Genomic DNA, 17,396 nt, shown 5'->3' with positions numbered 1-17,396 from the left:
TCGACCGGCTGACACCCGGGACGGGACAATGACCGACAGAGGAGAACACAGGTGAAGGCTGCATTCATCACCGGTCACGGTGGCAACGAGGTGGTGGCGGTGGGCGAGCGCCCGCTGCCGCCGGTGGGCGATGGCGAGGTACGGGTGCGCCTGCAGGCCGCCACGCTGAACCGGGTGGACCTGTACATGCGCGACAGCGGCGCCGGCATCACCCACAGCCTGCCGCAGATCATGGGGCTGGACGGCGCCGGCACGGTGGATGCCGTGGGCGCCGGCGTGCGCCAGTGGGGCGTGGGCCAGCGCGTGATCGTGCACCCCGGCGTGGCCTGCGGCCAGTGCACGCATTGCCTGCGCGGCGACGATGTGCTGTGCGCCCAGATCCGCTACCTGGGCGAGCACCGCGACGGCACACTGGCCGAGTACGTCAGCCTGCCCGCGCGCAATGTCTTGGCCTGGCCCGCGCACCTGGACGCGGCCGAGGCCGCGGCGCTGGGCGTGAACCACCTGACCGCCTGGCGCATGCTCTTCACCCGCGCCCGCCTGCAGCCCTGGGAGACGGTGCTGGTCTTCGGCATCGGCGGTGGCGTCTCGCTGGCCGGCCTGCAACTGGCCAAGGCGGTGGGCGCACGGGTGATCGTCACCTCGCGCGATGCGGCCAAGCTGGCGCGCGCGAAGACCCTGGGTGCCGACGAGGTGATCGACTCTTCCACCCAGGACGTCGCCAAGGAAGTGGCCCGGCTGACCCAGGGCCATGGCGTGGAGGTGGTGTTCGAGAACGTGGGCGCCGCGGTCTGGTCCTCGGCGCTGAAATCCCTGGCCCGCGGCGGCCGCCTGGTCACCTGCGGCGCCACCACCGGTGACCAGCCGGGCGCTGATCTGCGCCGGATGTTCATCCGCCAGCTGCAGGTGCTGGGCTCGACGCTGGGCACCTTGAGCGAGATGCGCGACCTGGTCGCCTGGGTCGAGCGCCATGGTCTGCGTCCAGTGATCGACGCGCGCTACCCGCTGGAGCAGGTGCACGCCGGGCTGGACCGCCTGGCCAGTGGTCAGCAGTTCGGCAAGCTGGCGATCGAGATCGGTTGACGACGCTCGCTCAAGCCATGTGGTGCAGACCGGCGTCGATGTAGACCACATCACCGGTCATGCCCGAGGCGCCACCGCTGACCAGGAAGGCCACCACGCGGCCGACTTCGGCGATGTCCACCAGGCGGCGTCCGGGCGCGCGGCGCTTGGCCATCTCGACCAGTTCGTCGAAGTGGTCGATGCCGCTGGCCGCACGGGTCATCAGGGGGCCTGGCGAGACGGCGTAGACGCGCACATCGCGCGCCGCCAGCTCCAGCGACAGGTAGCGCACGCTGGACTCCAGTGCCGCCTTGACCGGGCCCATGATGTTGTAGTGCTCGACCACCTTGTCGGCGCCGTAGTAGCTCATGGTCACCAGCGCACCGCCCGGGTTGAGCATCGGCTCGGCCAGCCGGGCCAGCTCGATGAACGAATGCACCGACACCTGCATGGCCTGCAGGAAACCCTCCTGGCTGCAATCGATGATGCGGCCGTGCAGGTCCTGACGGGGTGCAAAGGCGATCGAGTGGATCACGAAGTCCAGGCTGCCCCAGCGCTCACGCAGGGTGTCGAACACCGCCTCGGCCTGGCCGGGGCGGGTGACGTCCAGCGGCAGCAACAGATCGGCGCCCAGTTGCTGGGCCAGCGGCTCGACGTGCGGGCGCGCCTTGTCGTTCAGGTAGGTCACGGCCAGCTCGGCGCCAAAGCCGCGCAGCTTGGCGGCGCAGCCCAGCGCAATGCTGTGGGCGTTGGCGATGCCCACCACCAGGCCGCGCTTGCCGCGCAGCATGTCGCCGATGCGGGTGTTCTCGTCCCAGACCTTGGGCAGCGGGTCGTGCGAGCGGGGGTCGACAAAGGTGGTGTTCATGGCGTGGCCTTGGCCAGGGCGGCGGTGGCTTCCTGCGGGGTTTCAAAGATGTGCGGCGCCAGGCCGCGCTCGCGGATCGCCTGACCCAGCTTGGCGCGCAGGAAGGCGCTGGTGCTGTAACGGGTGACGCTGGCGTAGTGGTGGCGGGTCATGTGTTCGACCACGCGGGCGTAGGCGTCCAGCGCCGGCTCGAAGATCTCGAAGCCGTCGTAGTTCACCACGGCCACCACCTTGTGGCCGATGGCCTGGCACTGGGCCTCGACCGCGGCCTGGATGGCCTGCGCGTCCTGCGCGCTGGCCAGCTTCAGGCCCTGGAAGTTCAGCAGCAGCTGGTTGCGTTCGGGCAGCCAGGTGATGCGGTCGTCCAGGCGGATCGACAGCAGGTCGTCCTTCAGGCCCATCGGCTCGCGGCGGAACAGGCGCGGGTCCATCGGGCGCAGTGCGCGCACGATCGGGCGGAAAGCCATGTGGGCCAGGATGTCGCGCTCCAGGTCCACACCGGGCGCGATCTCGGTGATCTCCAGGCCCTCGGGCGTCAGGCGCATCACGCAGCGCTCGGTCACGTACAGCACCTTGCGGCCCTGGCGTGCGGCATAGGTGCCAGAGAAGGTGATCTGCTCCAGCCGCTCGACGAACTTGCGCACCCGGCCCTCACGCAGGATGCGAAGCGCGCCGTCGGCCACCTCGACCTCCAGGCCGCTGGCCGTGAAGGTCCCGGCGAAGACCACCGTGCGGCTGTTCTGCGTGATGTTGATGAAACCGCCCGCACCGGCCAGCTTGGGGCCGAAGCGGCTGACATTGACATTGCCCTGCGGGTCGCACTCGGCCAGCCCCAGCACGGCCAGGTCCAGGCCGCCGCCGTCGTAGAGGTCGAACTGGGCGTTGGTGTCCAGGTGCGCCACTGCGTTCAGCGAGGTGCCAAAGTCCTGCGCACTGAGCGGCTGGCCGCCGATCACGCCGGACTCGGCGGTCAGGGTCAGGTACTGCAGCAGCTGTTCCTCGGCGGCCACGGTGGCCACACCCTCGGGCATGCCGATGCCCAGGTTGACCACCGCATTGGGCAGCAGCTCGAAGGCGGCGCGCCGGGCAATCACCTTGCGCACATCCAGCTCCGCGGCCTGGCGCAGCTGCAGCGGCACGCGGATCGCGCCGGCCAGCGCCGGGCTGTAGGCGGTGCCAAAGGTCTGCGGATGCAGCGCCGGCTGGGCCACCACCACGCAATCGACCAGGATGCCGGGCACCTGGACCTGGCGCGGCGGGATCGAGCCGGCCTCGCAAATCGTCTCGACCTGCGCGATGACGATGCCGCCGGCGTTCTTCACCGCGGTGGCGATCGGCAGCACATCCTGCGGCAGCGCCTCGCGCTCCATCGACAGGTTGCCATCGGCATCGGCGTAGCTGGCGCGGATGAAGGCGACGTCGGGCTTGGGACAGCGGAAGTACAGCTGCTCCTCGCCGGCCAGCGTCACCAGCTCGACCAGATCCTCGGTGGTGCGGGCGTTGACCTTGCAGCCCTGCTGGCGCGGATCGACAAAGGTGCCCAGCCCCACCTTGGACAGGTGGCCCGGCAGGCCAGCCGCCATGTCGCGGTACATGCGTGAGATGACACCGAGCGGGAAGTTGTAGGCCTCGAACTCCTCGCGCAAGGCCATCTCGGCCATGCGCGGCACCATGCCCCAGTGGCCGCCTATGGCGCGCCTGACCAGGCCGGGGCGGGCCAGACGGTTGACGCCGCGTTCCTTGGCGTCGCCGGGTCCGCCGCCCCACAGCAGCGTCAGGCCGCTGGGGCCGTGGCCGGCTTCGTGGCGCGCGGCCAGACTGGCGATCAGCTCGTCGGGCACGCCGACTGTGCCGAAGCCGGAGACGATGACCACGTCATCGTCGTGCACCAGGGCGATCGCCTCCTGGGCGCTGACAAGTTTGCTGGTCATTGCGGGCTCCTGCTGCGGGGGGCGCGACGGGCAGTCGCGGATGCCTTCTTCGGTGTGCGGCTGGTTCGGGGCGGTCGCGCCGTTCGGCCGGGCGCGGGCAGGCCCAGGACCTGCTCAAACTGCTCCAGCGTGTGCAGCGACTGCGGCTCCATGTCCGAGCGCTCGCCCAGCACGAAGTACACGGTCTCCAACGCCTGGCGGCGCTGCGCCTCATCCTCCAGCAGGGCCGGCAGGGTCTGGACGGCGCCGTCGCGGTTGAACTCGGCAATCACCGATTGCTCCTGGATCAGCTGCCCGCGCCGCTCCATGCCCATCGACGCAAAGGGCTCGGTCATCGTCATCACCTGGGTCGAGCGCTCCAGCCGGTCGCGCCGCACCGAGCCGCGCGAGTCGGCCAGCAGCACCAGCATGCGGATCACCGCGGCGGCGATGTCGCCCTGATCGATGCGGTTGAGGATGGTCTGCACCTCGGGCAGCTCCAGCAGTTCCTCGGCGGTCTTGTGCACCCGCTGGCGTCCGTGCGAGGAGCCCACCTGGCGCAGATAGGGGTTGCCGTACAGGCCGATGAAGGCCAGCTCATCGCCGGCGTCGCGCAGCTGGCGGCCACGGTCCATGGCGTGCGTGATGGCGTCGGCGGTGCTGCGCTCGAGTTGCCGGAAGGGGTTGTCCTTGGACACCGGCGCGCGCCGGGCGCGCACGCTGGCGGCCACCGGCCCCAGCCAGGCCAGCATCGGGTTCTCATCGGACAGCAGGCGCCGGCTCAGGCGACCCGGGTGCAGGTCCTCCAGCGCCTTGCTCAGCGCCGGTGTCACCATCGCCTTGACCCAGGGCCGCCACAGCATCTCGTAGGCCGTCATGCCGGCGTCGGAGATCTTGGCCACGGCCGCGAAATCGTGTTCCTGGTCGCGGTCGTTCGGGATGCTGCCCAGCAGCTGCTCGATGCTGCGCTCATGCAGAGTGACGCGGAAGGGCCCTTCGGGCTCGCCATCGCCCTCTTCGATCTGCATCTCGTACAGCCCCGGCGCCATCGACTCAATGGTCTTGAGCGTCGAGGCCAGTTCCTGGTGCTCCTTGCGGGCCACGGTGGCCGACACGAAGATGCCCAGGTGCCCCACCTTCTCATGCACCATGTAGACGATGCGCTGGCCGCGGATGCGGATCTCGTGCTCGTCGGTGAAGGTGTCGGCGATCCAGTTCAGCGCCTGCGCCGGCGGCGTGATGTTGTCGCCCAGGCTGGCGAACACGATGATGGGCGACTTGATGCGCCGCAGGTCCACCGTCAGGCCCGGCTCAAGCTGCGCCTCGCCGCGCGAGAGCTTGTTGCCGATGAACAGCTGCTCGACGATCCAGCGGATCTCGTTTTCATTGGTGAAGTGGTAGCCACCCCACCAGCGCTCGAACTCCAGGAAGGACTGGCGATGGGCGTCGACGTTCTCGTAGAGGTCGTAGTACTTGCCGAAGTAGTTGCGCGCCGGGTTCAGCGACTCGAAGTTGCTCACCAGGTGCGCGCCATCGAAGCGGCCGCCGCCCAGGTCGGCGGCCAGCACCGCCGGCACCGCGCCACCGGCCAGGCCGCCCTTGTAGCGCATCGGATTGGCGCCCACCTCGCCGCCCCAGGTGTCGACCGGCGCGCCATTGATGACCAGCGGGCCGGTGAGCTCGGGGTTGGCCGCCGCCAGCAGCAGCGTGGCCCAGCCGCCCTGGCAGTTGCCCACCACCACCGGCTTGGGTGCGTCGGGGTGACGGCGGGCGACCTCGCGCAGGAAACGCGTCTCGGTGCGCAGCACGTCGGCCAGGGTCTGGCCCGGTGCGGGCTCGGTGCCAAAGACCACGAAGTACACCGGATGTCCGGCGCGCAGTGCCACGCCCACCTGGCTGTCGGGCTTGAAGCCGCCAATGCCGGCACCGTGGCCGGCGCGCGGGTCGATGATCATGAAGGGCTGCTTGCGCTCGTCCACCACCACGCCGCTGGGCGCCTGGATGCGCAGCAGCCGGTAGTTGGTCGGGCGGCGCAGGCTGGCGCCGTCCAGCACGGTCTCGTAGTCGTAGTCCAGCACCGGCGGCGTGCCGGCGGCCAGGTGGGCGCGGTCGTTGTTGCCGCGCTCGCGCAGCGTGTCCAGCGTCAGCAGGCCGCGCTGCACGGCGTCCTGCAGGTAGTCGGCAAAGGCCTGCCAGGCAGGCCAGCCGGCCTGGCTGCCCAGCCGCTGCCACTGCGAGACCAGTGCGGTCTGCCAGGCCAGCGCATGGTCGACCTCGCCGGCCTGCAGCGCCTGGCCATGGCGGGTGGCGCTGGTCATCAGCCGCTGCAGCTGCGAGGTGGATTGATCAAGGTAGACGCCGGCATCCGCGGCGCTGTTCAGGGGTGTGTCCAAGGACATGGCAAGACCTGTCGGTTCGTGAATCGGTCAGAGGGTCCTCACAGGCCCCCTGGCAAGGCCAGCAGATGGCGGCGCTGGCCGCTGGCAGCGATCGGAAAGCCTTCGCTCTCCAGGCTCAGCGCCACGCTGCGCATCAGGGCCAGCGCCACCGTGGTGCCCAGCACGTCGATCGTGTGCAGCTCCAGCGCATAGCGCATGACCACCAGGCCGCGCAGTTCGGTGCGCTTGAGCGACACGCGGCGATCGGGGCTGCCCGTGCGTTCGGTGCGGCGGCGTTCGGTACCCTGGCGGCGCTCGATGCTCGGCTCGGGCGGTCGCTGCAGCAGGGTCTGCACCTGCGCGTCGCTGTCCAGGTCCACATTCAGGGCGATCGCCAGGCGGGCGATGCGGGCGTTCAGCTGGGCCAGTCTGGCGCCCAGGTGGTGGCTGTCCTCGTGGTGAGGGTCAGCGTCGGTGGCGATGGGGGTCCACATGGCGGTTTCCTGCCCGGCGCCCTCGGGCACGATGCCCAAGTGCTCTGGCCTTCAAGGGGCCGAGAGCCTGCGCCGGTCATTCCTCTCGATGCACATGTTGCATCGCAGCATCCAGACCCGTCAACGGCGATGAGCGCCCCGTAAACCCGTCATTTCAGGCCCATGCCGCTCGTGTTGCAGCGCAATGCAGCGGCGTGCACCAGGCCGCACGGCTGGCGCACGCCGATGGTGCGTTTGAGGCCCCTCCCGGGGCCCCGTTCAGACGCGCTCGACGATCAGCGCAATGCCCTGCCCCACGCCGATGCACATGGTGCACAGCGCATATCGCCCGGCGCTGCGGTGCAGTTGGTTCACTGCGGTGGTCACCAGGCGCGCGCCGCTGGCGCCCAGCGGGTGGCCCAGCGCAATCGCGCCGCCGTTGGGGTTCACGCGCGGGTCGTCGTCTTGCAGGCCCAGGTCGCGCAGCACGGCCAGGCCCTGCGCGGCAAAGGCCTCATTCAGCTCGATCACGTCCATCTGCGCCAGGGACAGGCCGGTGAGCTCCAGCACCTTGCGCGTGGCCGGTGCCGGGCCAATGCCCATGATGCGCGGCGGCACGCCGGCCGTGGCCATGCCCACCACGCGGGCGCGCGGCGTCAGGCCGTGGCGCGCGGCGCTGGCCTCGTCGGCCAGCAGCAGCGCGCAGGCGCCGTCATTGACGCCGCTGGCATTGCCGGCGGTCACCGTGCCGTCGGGGCGCACCACGCCCTTGAGCTTGGCCAGCGCTTCCAGGCTGGTGTCGCGCGGATGCTCGTCCTTGGCCACGACAATGGCCTCGCCCTTCTTTTGCGGGATCGTCACGGGGCAGATCTCGGCGTCAAAGAAGCCGGCCTGCTGCGCTGCCACGGCCTTCTTCTGGCTGGCCAGGGCCATGCGGTCCTGGGCCTCGCGCTCGATCTTGAAGTCGGTCGCCACGTTCTCGGCGGTCTCGGGCATTGCGTCGACGCCATAGGCCGCCTTCATCTTCGGGTTGATGAGGCGCCAGCCGATGGTGGTGTCGTAGACCGCGTTGGCGCGGCTGAAGGCGCTCTCAGCCTTGGGCATCACGAACGGGGCGCGGCTCATGCTCTCCACGCCACCGGCGATCATCAACCCGGCCTCGCCGGCCTTGATGGCACGCGCCGCGATGCCCACCGCGTCCATGCCCGAGCCGCACAGCCGGTTGACCGTGGTACCCGGCACCTCCAGCGGCAGCCCCGCCAGCAGGCTGGCCATGTGGGCCACGTTGCGGTTGTCCTCGCCGGCCTGGTTGGCGCAACCGAAGATCACATCGGTCACCGCCGCCCAGTCCACGGTCGGGTTGCGCGCCATCAGCGCCTGCAGCGGCACTGCGCCCAGATCGTCGGTGCGCACCGACGACAAGGCACCGCCGTAGCGGCCAAACGGCGTGCGCTGGGCATCACAAATGAAGGCGTGGCGGGTGCTCATGACAGCAGATTCCTGAAAATGGAGTCAGACTCGAATAACTAGGACATTGGGGCTGGTACTCAGACGCCCAGGTAGCGGTGCAGCGCGGCTTCGTCAGCAGACAGTGTCTCCGACACGCCTTCCAGCACCAGGCGGCCCTTTTCCAGCACCAGTGCGCGGTCGGTGTGGGCCAGCACCTTGCGGAAGTCGCGGTCCACCACCAGCGAGGCAATGCCGGTGCGGCGCACCAGGCCGATGACGCGCCAGATCTCGGCCACCACCAGCGGCGCCAGGCCCTCGGTGGCTTCATCCAGGATCAGCAGGTCGGGGTTAGTCATCAGCGCGCGGCCGATGGCCAGCATCTGCTGCTCGCCGCCGCTGAGCTGGCCGCCGCCGTTGCCCAGGCGCTCGGCCAGGCGCGGGAAGGTCTCGAGCACGCGCTCGAAGGTCCAATCGACCTGGCCGCGGGTGCCGGGACGCGCGGCCATCACCAGGTTCTCGCGCACGCTGAGGTTGGGAAACACGCCGCGGCCCTCGGGCACGTAGCCGATGCCCAGGCGCACGATCTTCTCGGGCGGCTGACCGCTCATGTCGCGCCCGGCCACCTGGATCTGGCCCGCGCTGGCGCGCAGCTGGCCGATCAGCGTGCGGATCAGCGTGGTCTTGCCCATGCCGTTGCGGCCCAGCAGGCCCACCGCCTCGCCGGGCGCGATGGCCAGGCTGATGCCGTGCAGGATGTGGCTCTGGCCGTAGTGCGCGTGCAGGTCACGCGCCTGAAGGAATGCGGTGCTCATGGTCAGTGGCCATCACCCAGGTAGGCGAGCTGGACCTCGCGGTTGCTGCGCACCTCGGCCGGCGCGCCGCTGGCGATCACCCGGCCATTGACCATCACGGTGATGCGGTCGGCGACGCGGAACACCGCGTCCATGTCGTGTTCCACCAGCAGGATCGCGTGGCCGGCCTTGAGCTCGCCCAGCAGGGCCAGCATGCGCTCGGTTTCCTCGGCCCCCATGCCGGCCAGCGGCTCGTCGAGCAGCAACACCTTGGGGTTGGAGGCCAGGCACATGGCGATCTCCAGCTGGCGCTTCTGGCCGTGCGACAGCGCGCCGGCGGTGCGCTCGGCCACGTCGGCCAGGCCGGCGCGGGCCAGGGCCTCGTTGGCAGCCGTCATGGCGTCGCGACAGGCCGTGGCCGGTGTGAACCAGTCCCAGGGCTTGGGCCAGCGCGCCTGGGCCGCCAGGCGGCAGTTCTCGCGCACGCTGAAGGGCAGGAAGATGGTGTTGCGCTGGTAGCTGCGGCCCAGGCCGGCGCGGGCGCGGCGCGGCTGGGTCCAGCCGGTCACGTCCTCGCCCAGCAGCTCGACCGTGCCGGCCGAGGCGGGCAACTCGCCCGACAGCAGGTTGATCAGCGTGGACTTGCCCGCGCCATTGGTGCCGATGACCGCGTGCAACTCGCCCTGGCGCAGGTCCAGCGTCACGCCCTCCACCGCCTTCAGGCCACCGAAGGAACGCGACAGGCCCTGCGCGCGCAACATCAGGGAGGTGTCGTTCATGCGCCCTCCTTCGGCGTGACCAGGCCGATCAGGCCGCGCGGCAGCAGTGCCACGAACGCGATGATGGCCAGGCCCAGCATCAGCTGCCAGTGCTTGGCGAAGGAGCCGAACACCGCCTGCGACTGGAACAACTCCTGCAGCAAGGTGAAGGCCAGCGCGCCGATCAGCGCGCCGCGCAGATGCCCCAGGCCGCCCAGGATGATCATGATCAACACCGCGCCGCTCTGGTGCCAGGACATCAGCTCGGGGTTGACCACGCCGTCCTTCACCGCGAACAGGTAGCCCGCCAGCCCAGCCAGCATGGCCGAGAAGACGAACACCGCCAGCTTGTACGGGTAGGTGGCAAAGCCCGCTGCGCGCATGCGCTGTTCGTTGACCTTGATGCCCGCCAGCGCGCGGCCAAAGCGGCTGCGCAGCATCACCGACCAGAAGGCCGCCACGCCCAGCAGGCAGGCCCAGACCAGCCAGTACAGCGTGTGTCCCTGGTCCAGGTCAAAGGGCTTCCAGCCGAGGATGGACGCATCGGGCTTGAAGTACAGGTAGATGCCGTCGCTGCCGCCCACCCAGTCGGTGTCGTGGGCAACGAAGAAGGCCATCTGCGCGAAGGCCAGCGTGATCATGATGAAGTACACGCCCTTGGTGCGCAGCGACAGCGCGCCCACCAGCAGCGCATAGCCGCCCGCTGCCGCCACCGCCACCGCGGCGGTGAACCACAGCGAGGCCGCCTCGCTCTGCGGCGTCATCAGCGCTGCGGCGTAGGCGCCAATGCCGAAGAACGCCGCCTGGCCGAAACACACCAGACCGGTCTGCCCGACCAGCAGCTCCAGACTCAGCGCGAAGATCCCCAGGATCATGATCTTCATCGCCAGCTCGGCATAGAAGGCCGGAGCCCACAGCGGCCACAGCGCCAGCACGATGAAGGCCAGTGCCACGGGCACCGCCTTGCGCAGAAAACCGGTCTCGAACATCAGCCTGCCTTGAACAAGCCTTCCGGCTTCCACAACAACATCACCGCCATCAGCAGGTACACCGACACCCCGGCAATGCCCGGCACCAGCACCTTGCCAAAGGTGTCGACAAAGCCCACCAGCAGCGCGGCGATCAGCGCGCCCTTGATCGAGCCGATACCGCCAATCACCACCACCACGAAGCAGATGATCAGCACGCTCGAGCCCATGCCCGGGTAGACCGAGGACACCGGCGCCGCGATCATGCCGGCCAGCGCCGCCAGCGCCACACCCACCGCGAACACCACGCGGTACAGCAGCCGGATGTCCACGCCCATCGCCCGCACCATGTCGCGGTTGCTGGCCCCGGCGCGGATGCGCATGCCCAGCCGGGTGCGCGCCAGCACCACCCACATCGCCAGCGCCACCGCCACGCACACCGCCGAGATGAACAGGCGGTAGACCGGGTAGGTCATCACCTCGCCCAGCGGAATGCTGCCCGACAGCCAGGCCGGTGGCTGCACGCCGTGCACGTCATCGCCCACGATGATCGAGCGCAGTTCCTCAAACACCAGGATCAGGCCGTAGGTCATCAGCACCTGCTGCAGGTGCTCGCGCTCGTACAGGTAGCTGATGAACACCCACTCCAGCACATAGCCCAAGGCCACCGACAACGCGATGCCCACCGCCATCACCGTGAAGAAGCCACCGCCCAGCCACTGCTCCACCGCCGGCGCCAGTGCATAGGCCATGTACGCGCCGATCATGTAGAAGCTGCCATGCGCCAGGTTGATGACGCCCATGATCCCGAAGATCAGCGTCAGCCCCGAGGCCACCAGGAACAGCAGCAGCCCGTACTGCACCGCATTCAGGCACTGGATGAGAAAAGTGGCGAGATCCACGACAGTCCATCAAGGCGCCGCAACGCCGTAGAAGAAAAAGGAGGCCGGAAGGCCGACGCCCCCTCAAGCCCCCACCGCGGATCCGGCTCCGCCGGTCCGCTGGTGGAGCCCCCTCGGGGGGTGCCGAGCGCCAGCGAGGCTGGGGGCTCAGCCCTTACAGCCACGGGCCGGATCGGCCAGCGCCTTCGAGGCGATGCCCACCACCTTGTTCTCCTTGCCCGTCACCTGCCGCAGGTACATGTCCTGCACGGGGTTGTGCGCCTTGCTCAGCGTGAACGCGCCGCGCGGGCTGTCGATCTTGGCCTTTTCCACCGCGGCGGCGAACTCGGCCTTCTTGCTGACGTCGCCCTTGGTGGCCGTCAGGCCAATGCCAAGGATCTGCGCCGCGTCGTAGCCCTGCACCGCGTACACGTCGGGCTGCAGCTTGTAGGACTTGGCATAGGCCAGGCGGAAGCTCTTGTCCTTGGCGTTGTCCAGGCTGTCGCCGTAGTGCAGCGCGGTGAACAGGCCGTCGGCCGAGGCACCCTGGGCCTCCAGCGTGCCGTCGGTCAGGAAACCCGAGCCGTACAGCGGGATGCTCTTCTTCAAACCCGCGGCGTCATAGTCCTTGACGAACTTGACCGCGCCGCCACCCGCGAAGAAGGTGTAGACCGCATCGGGCTTGATGGCGGCGATCTCGGTCAACAGGGCCTGGAATTCGACGTTCGGGAAGGGCAGCGTCAGCTCCTTGACCACCTCGCCGCCGCTCTTGGTAAAGGCCTCCTTGAAGCCCTTGACCGATTCATCGCCGGCTGCGTACTTCCAGGTGATGGTCACAGCCTTCTTGATGCCCTTCTTGGCCATCACCTCGCCAGTGGCGTAGCCCGGCTGCCAGTTGCTGAACGAGGAGCGGTAGATGTTGTTGCCGCACATCGGGCCGGTCACCGCGTCGGCACCGGCGTTGGGCACGATCAGCAGCACGTTGTTGTCCTTGGCGGCCTTGGCCATGGCCATGGCCACGCCGGAGTGCACGGTGCCAATCAGCACATCCACACCGTCGCGCTTGATCAGCTTGTTGACGTTCTCGGTGGCCTTGGCGGGGTCCGATTCATCGTCGACCTTGCTGAACTCGACCTCGCGGCCGCCGATCTTGCCGCCCTGCTCAGCCAGGTACAGCTTGAAACCGTTCTCGATGGCCACGCCCAGCGCGGCATAGGTGCCGGTGTAGGGCAGCATCAGGCCGACCTTGAGCTTGGCGCCCTGGGCCAGGGCGGAGGCCGAGGCCATCAGGGCCGCGGCGGCGGCCAGGGCGGTCAGCGAGGTGCGAGCGTTCATGCGTGTGTCTCCTGGTGAAGCAAGGGGGCAAGAAAAGCCTGGCAGGCGCGGATCACCGACTCAGGCTGGTCACGGTGCGGCGAATGACCGCAACCGGGCAACTTGACCAGTTGCGTGCCCGGCAGTCCATTGGCGATTCCATCGATCTGGGCCATCGTGCCGTAGGGGTCGTCTTCCCCCTGGATGGCCAGCACGGGTGCCGTGATATTCTTTAGTTCTGAAGTAATTTGCCACTGGGGAAAGTCCGGGGCCAGCCAGATGTCGTTCCAGCCATAGAAGGCGGAATCGACGTCGTCGTGGTGGCGCGACAGCGGCGCGCGCAATCCGCCCTGCTCGTACTGCACGCGGGCCTCGCGGATGCTCTTCAGGCCGAATTCCTCGACCAGGATGTGCGGCGCCATCACGATGCAGGCATTCACCCGCTGAGGTGCGTGGGCCGCATGCAAGAGTGCGATCGAGCCGCCATCGCTGTGGCCCAGCAGCGCATAGCGGCCGCGCACGCCCAGGGCCTGCAGCAGCGCCGGCAGCACCTGCTGCGCCTGGCGGTGCATGAAATCCAGGCCCCAGCGCTCATCGGCCGCACGCGGTGTGGAGCGACCATAGCCGGGGCGCGAGTAGACCAGCGCCCGCACGCCGCAGGCGCGCGCCAGCCGGTCCGGAAAGTCACGCCACATCGACACCGAGCCCAGGCCCTCGTGCAGCACCACCAGCAGCGGCGCCGCCGGGTCATCCACGCCGGCCCAGATGTATTCGATGTCGACCGGCCGTCCGGCCCAGTCGAAGCGCACCCGCTGGGTCATGCCGCCGGGCCCTTGGCGCGCTCCTGCTCGCGCAGCTTGAAGCGCTGGATCTTGCCGGTGGCGGTCTTGGGCAGGTCCTCGACGAATTCGATCTGGCGCGGGTACTTGTAGGGAGCCAGGTGGTCCTTGACGAAGGCCTTGAGCGCCGGCTCGTCGGTCTGCTGACCCGGCTTGAGCACCACGAAAGCCTTGGTCTTGGTCAGGCCCTCGGCATCCTCGACACCGATCACCGCCGCCTCCAGCACCGCCGGGTGCTGAACCAGCGTGGCTTCCACCTCGAAGGGGCTGACATAGATGCCGCTGACCTTGAGCATGTCGTCGCTGCGGCCGCCGTAGGTGTAGCTGCCGTCGGCGTTGCGCACGTACTTGTCGCCGCTCTTGGTCCAGCCGCCCTGGAAGGTCTCCTGGGTCTTCTGGCGGTTGCCCCAGTACATCATCGCGGCCGACGGCCCCTGGATGTAGAGGTCCCCCGGCTCGCCATCGGGCACCGGCTGGCCCTCGTCGCCACGCAGCTCGATCGTGTAGCCCGGCACCGGCCAGCCGGTGGTGCCATAGGCCACCTTCTCGGGGGTGTTGGACAGGAAGATGTGCAGCATCTCGGTCGAGCCGATGCCGTCAACGATGTCCACGCCGAAGTGCGCCTTGAAGCGCTGGCCCAGTTCGGCCGGCAGCGCCTCGCCGGCCGAGGAGACCAGGCGCAGCTTCACCTCGCTGCGCGCCGGCAGCGCCGGATGGGCCAGCATGCCGGCGAAGCCGGTGGGCGCGCCGTAGAACACCGTGGGCTGGACGCCGCCGATGCCGCCCAGCCAGCGCTTGAAGGTGGCGTCCGGCGTGGGCCGCTCGCCCATCAGCAGCACCGTGGCGCCCACGCTGAGCGGAAAGCTCAGCGCGTTGCCCAGGCCGTAGGCGAAGAACAGCTTGGCGGCCGAGAAGCACACATCCTCCTCGCGCAGCTTGAGCACACCCTTGCCATACAGCTCGGCCGTCCAGTAGGGGTTGCCGTGCGAGTGCACCGTGCCCTTGGGCCGGCCGGTGGAGCCGCTGGAATACAGCCAGAAGCCCGGCGCGTCCGGCCCGGTGGGCGCGGGCTTGCCCAGCGGCGCGTGCGGCGCCAGGAAGGCCTCGAACTCCACCTCGCTGGGGTGCAGCGGTGCGATCGGGCGCGACACCACCACCTTCTGCACCTCGTGGTCGGACTTGACCATCGCCGCGGTCACCGCCGGCAGCAGCGCGCCCGAGCACAGCACCGCCTGGGCGCGCGAGTGCTCCAGCATGTAGGCGTAGTCGTCCGCCGTCAGCAGGGTGTTGACGGCCACCGGCACCACGCCGGCGTACATCGCGCCCAGGAAGGCCACCGGCCAGTCGCGGCAGTCGTGCATCAGCAGCAGCACGCGTTCCTCGCGCTTCACGCCCTGGGCGCGCAGCGCGGCGGCCAGCTGGCGCACGCGCTGGTCGAGTTCGCCGTAGCTGGTGCTGCCGGTCTCGTCGACAAAGGCCGCCTTGGCGGCGCGGCCGGTGTTCAGCGACAGCAGGTGCGCCGCAAAGTTGAAGTGCTCGGCCAGGCCGGGAACGCCGGCGAGCTCGGTGGTCTGTGCATTCATGGCGTGTCTCCTGTCGCCGATCGGTCTGTGCCGGTCAGAGCTGCGTGGCCGGGCCCAGGGCCGCCAGCACCTCGGGGGCCGCCTGCAGCGCGCTGCGGCGGTGGTAGAAGTTCAGCGCCCGCAGGCCGCCCAGTTCCTCGCCGCCCCCCGCGCGGCCGGGGCCGCCGTGCAGCGACTGCGGCATCACATTGCCGTGGCCGGTGTGCAGCTTGGCCACCGCCGGGGTGACGACGTGCACGCGGCCATGCAGGTCGGCCAGTTCGGTGGCGCAGGCGGCCAGCGCGGCCGGGTCGTCGCCATACAGCGAGCAGGCCAGCGAGCCAGCGCCGCGGCGCACCAGGGCCTGGGCCTGGGCGAGGTCGTCGTAGGGCATCAAGGTGGCCATCGGGCCGAAGACCTCGGTGTCGTGCACCCGTGTGGCCATGACCGGCTGCTCGCAGCCCAGCAGCACCGGTGCCACGCAGGCCGAGCCGGCGTCGGCTCCGACCAGCGCTTGCAGGCGACCGTCGTGCAGCAGCACCGCTTCGGACTGCAGCACGGCCAGGCCTTCCTCGACGTGCCGCTTCTGTTCCAGGCTGACCAGCGCGCCCATGCGCACCGATTCGTCGCGCGGGTTGCCCACCACGGTCTTGCGCAGCTGGGCGGCGATCAGTTCGGCCGCCGCGGTGTACAGCGCTCGCGGCACGAAGGCACGGCGGATCGCGGTGCACTTCTGGCCCGACTTGACGGTCATCTCGCGCGCTACCTCGCGGGCGAACAGCGACAGCGCCTCGGAGCCCTCGGCCACCGGCAGCAGCAGCGCCGAGTTCAGGCTGTCGGCCTCGATGTTGACGCGCACCGAGTGCTTCACCACGGCCGGGTGCGAGCGGATGATGGCGGCCGTGTCGGCCGAACCGGTGAAGCTCAGCACGTCCTCGCCCTGCAGCTGATCGAGCAGGCCGGCCGAGCTGCCACAGACCACGCTGAGCGCGCCCGGCGGCAGGATGCCCGCCGCCACCACATCGGCCACCATGCGCTGGGTCAGCCAGGCGGTGGCGGTGGCGGGCTTGACGATCACCGGCACACCCGACAGCAGCGCCGGCGCCGCCTTCTCCCACAGGCCCCAGGCCGGGAAGTTGAAGGCGTTGATGAACAGCGCCACGCCGCGGGTGGGGGTCATCACGTGCTGCGACGCGAAGGCGTTGTCCTTGGCCAGCGCCACCGGCTCGCCGTCCAGCAGCAGCCGGGCCTCACCCAGCTTGGCGCCCCAGCGGGCGTACTGGCCCAGGGTGTAGATCGCGCCGTCGATGTCCACCGCCGAATCACTCTTCACCGTGCCCGAGTTGCGGGTGGCGATCTCATAGTAGGCATCGCGGTTCGCGGTCAGCACCTCGCCCACACGGGTCAGCAGCGCAGCACGCTCGCCATAGCTCAGTGCGCGCAGCGCGGCGCCACCCTGTTCACGGGCGAAGGCAAAGGCCGCGCCCAGGTCCAGCCCGGCGCTGGACACCGCCACCAGTGCCTCGCCGGTGACCGGGTCGTGCAGCGCGGTGCCTTCGCCTTGACCGGCCACCCACTGGCCGGCCACGTGGTTCTTCAGCAGTTCCATCTCAAGCCTTGGTGAACTGAATCGCGCCCTCGGGCAGCAGGTACAGCACATAGGCCCGTCCGCCGGTGACGGTGGGCTTGTGGGCGCTGCCGGGGCCATAGACCTTCCAGCCCGCGGCCTGGCCATCGAAGCGGGCATCGCCCTCCAGCGGCATCACCAGGTCGATCTCGCCATTCGGGTGGGCGTGGTGCGGGCCGACCACATCGCGCATATCGACCACGTCAACCGAGAAACCATTCAGCGCCGGGATCGGCTTGATCACCCGGCCGTAGCGGATGCCGCCGTGCTCGTGCGGGCAGATCCAGCCGGCAGCGTCGCCAGCGCGGCAGGCGGCCAGGATGGCCTCGTACAGCGGGCTGCCGGCCGGGTGGGTGCGGTTGAGTTCGGCGGCCAGCGCCTCGTCCAGCGGGCGACCGGCCAGCGAGGCGGTCAGCGGGGCGATCAGGTCCTGGAATGCGTCGACAGTGCTCATTCGGTGTCTCCTGGGCCTCGCTTTCCCTGGGGTGGCGAGGCTTGTGGAAATTTAGTGCATGA

15 protein-coding genes are annotated in these 17,396 nt (G+C 69.4%); 1 reads left to right on the top strand and 14 read right to left on the bottom strand.

The window, feature by feature from the left end:
* Nucleotides 1–51: 51 nt before the first annotated feature.
* Nucleotides 52–1,083 carry a zinc-binding dehydrogenase gene (locus KAK06_RS03815; protein WP_210800509.1) on the top strand — a complete coding sequence of 344 codons (1,032 nt, stop codon included), beginning with the start codon at nt 52–54 and terminating at the stop codon, nt 1,081–1,083.
* A gap of 10 nt (nt 1,084–1,093) precedes the next feature.
* Here the strand turns inward: KAK06_RS03815 and fabI are convergent, their stop codons facing one another.
* From fabI to KAK06_RS03745, 14 genes are all read right to left on the bottom strand, one after another.
* Nucleotides 1,094–1,852 (bottom strand): enoyl-ACP reductase FabI, encoded by a 759-nt coding sequence (gene fabI, locus KAK06_RS03810; RefSeq protein WP_210800682.1) that lies wholly within the window; start codon nt 1,850–1,852, stop codon nt 1,094–1,096.
* Between the two features lie 74 nt (nt 1,853–1,926).
* Entirely contained in the window at nt 1,927–3,861 is a 1,935-nt protein-coding gene (locus tag KAK06_RS03805; RefSeq protein WP_210800507.1) for an acyl CoA:acetate/3-ketoacid CoA transferase, read from the bottom strand.
* A complete protein-coding gene (locus KAK06_RS03800; protein WP_210800505.1) occupies nt 3,858–6,233 on the bottom strand; it encodes a DUF3141 domain-containing protein in 2,376 nt (791 codons plus the stop codon). The genes KAK06_RS03805 and KAK06_RS03800 overlap by 4 nt, the downstream gene beginning before the upstream one ends.
* Before the next feature lie 44 nt (nt 6,234–6,277).
* Nucleotides 6,278–6,712: a hypothetical protein gene (locus KAK06_RS03795; RefSeq protein ID WP_210800503.1), complete on the bottom strand. Its 435-nt coding sequence runs from the start codon at nt 6,710–6,712 to the stop codon at nt 6,278–6,280.
* A 258-nt stretch (nt 6,713–6,970) separates the two neighbouring features.
* The gene (gene pcaF, locus KAK06_RS03790; RefSeq protein WP_210800502.1) at nt 6,971–8,179 is read right to left on the bottom strand and encodes a 3-oxoadipyl-CoA thiolase; all 1,209 of its coding nucleotides are present in this window, start codon (nt 8,177–8,179) and stop codon (nt 6,971–6,973) included.
* A 59-nt stretch (nt 8,180–8,238) separates the two neighbouring features.
* On the bottom strand, nt 8,239–8,952 hold the full coding sequence (locus tag KAK06_RS03785) for an ABC transporter ATP-binding protein (protein ID WP_210800500.1): 714 nt from the start codon (nt 8,950–8,952) through the stop codon (nt 8,239–8,241).
* 2 nt (nt 8,953–8,954) lie between these two features.
* Nucleotides 8,955–9,710, bottom strand: coding sequence for an ABC transporter ATP-binding protein (locus KAK06_RS03780; RefSeq protein ID WP_210800498.1), 756 nt, complete (start codon nt 9,708–9,710; stop codon nt 8,955–8,957).
* Nucleotides 9,707–10,678, bottom strand: a complete 972-nt coding sequence (locus KAK06_RS03775; protein WP_210800496.1) for a branched-chain amino acid ABC transporter permease — start codon at nt 10,676–10,678, stop codon at nt 9,707–9,709. Before KAK06_RS03775 ends, KAK06_RS03780 begins: the two co-directional genes overlap by 4 nt.
* The gene (locus KAK06_RS03770; RefSeq protein ID WP_210800495.1) at nt 10,678–11,559 is read right to left on the bottom strand and encodes a branched-chain amino acid ABC transporter permease; all 882 of its coding nucleotides are present in this window, start codon (nt 11,557–11,559) and stop codon (nt 10,678–10,680) included. Before KAK06_RS03770 ends, KAK06_RS03775 begins: the two co-directional genes overlap by 1 nt.
* A 147-nt stretch (nt 11,560–11,706) precedes the next feature.
* Nucleotides 11,707–12,873: an ABC transporter substrate-binding protein gene (locus tag KAK06_RS03765; protein WP_210800493.1), complete on the bottom strand. Its 1,167-nt coding sequence runs from the start codon at nt 12,871–12,873 to the stop codon at nt 11,707–11,709.
* On the bottom strand, nt 12,870–13,673 hold the full coding sequence (locus KAK06_RS03760) for an alpha/beta fold hydrolase (protein ID WP_210800491.1): 804 nt from the start codon (nt 13,671–13,673) through the stop codon (nt 12,870–12,872). Before KAK06_RS03760 ends, KAK06_RS03765 begins: the two co-directional genes overlap by 4 nt.
* Complete coding sequence (locus tag KAK06_RS03755; protein WP_210800490.1) at nt 13,670–15,274, bottom strand: benzoate-CoA ligase family protein; 1,605 nt, start codon at nt 15,272–15,274, stop codon at nt 13,670–13,672. Before KAK06_RS03755 ends, KAK06_RS03760 begins: the two co-directional genes overlap by 4 nt.
* A gap of 34 nt (nt 15,275–15,308) precedes the next feature.
* Nucleotides 15,309–16,862, bottom strand: a complete 1,554-nt coding sequence (locus KAK06_RS03750) for a 3,4-dehydroadipyl-CoA semialdehyde dehydrogenase (protein ID WP_210800488.1) — start codon at nt 16,860–16,862, stop codon at nt 15,309–15,311.
* Nucleotide 16,863: 1 nt separating this feature from the next.
* On the bottom strand, nt 16,864–17,334 hold the full coding sequence (locus tag KAK06_RS03745; RefSeq protein ID WP_210800487.1) for a 4-hydroxylaminobenzoate lyase: 471 nt from the start codon (nt 17,332–17,334) through the stop codon (nt 16,864–16,866).
* Between the last annotated feature and the right edge of the window lie 62 nt (nt 17,335–17,396).

Source organism: Ideonella aquatica, assembly GCF_018069755.1.
Lineage (GTDB): Bacteria > Pseudomonadota > Gammaproteobacteria > Burkholderiales > Burkholderiaceae_C > Ideonella > Ideonella aquatica.
This window is presented reverse-complemented; position numbering and strand designations above follow the sequence as displayed.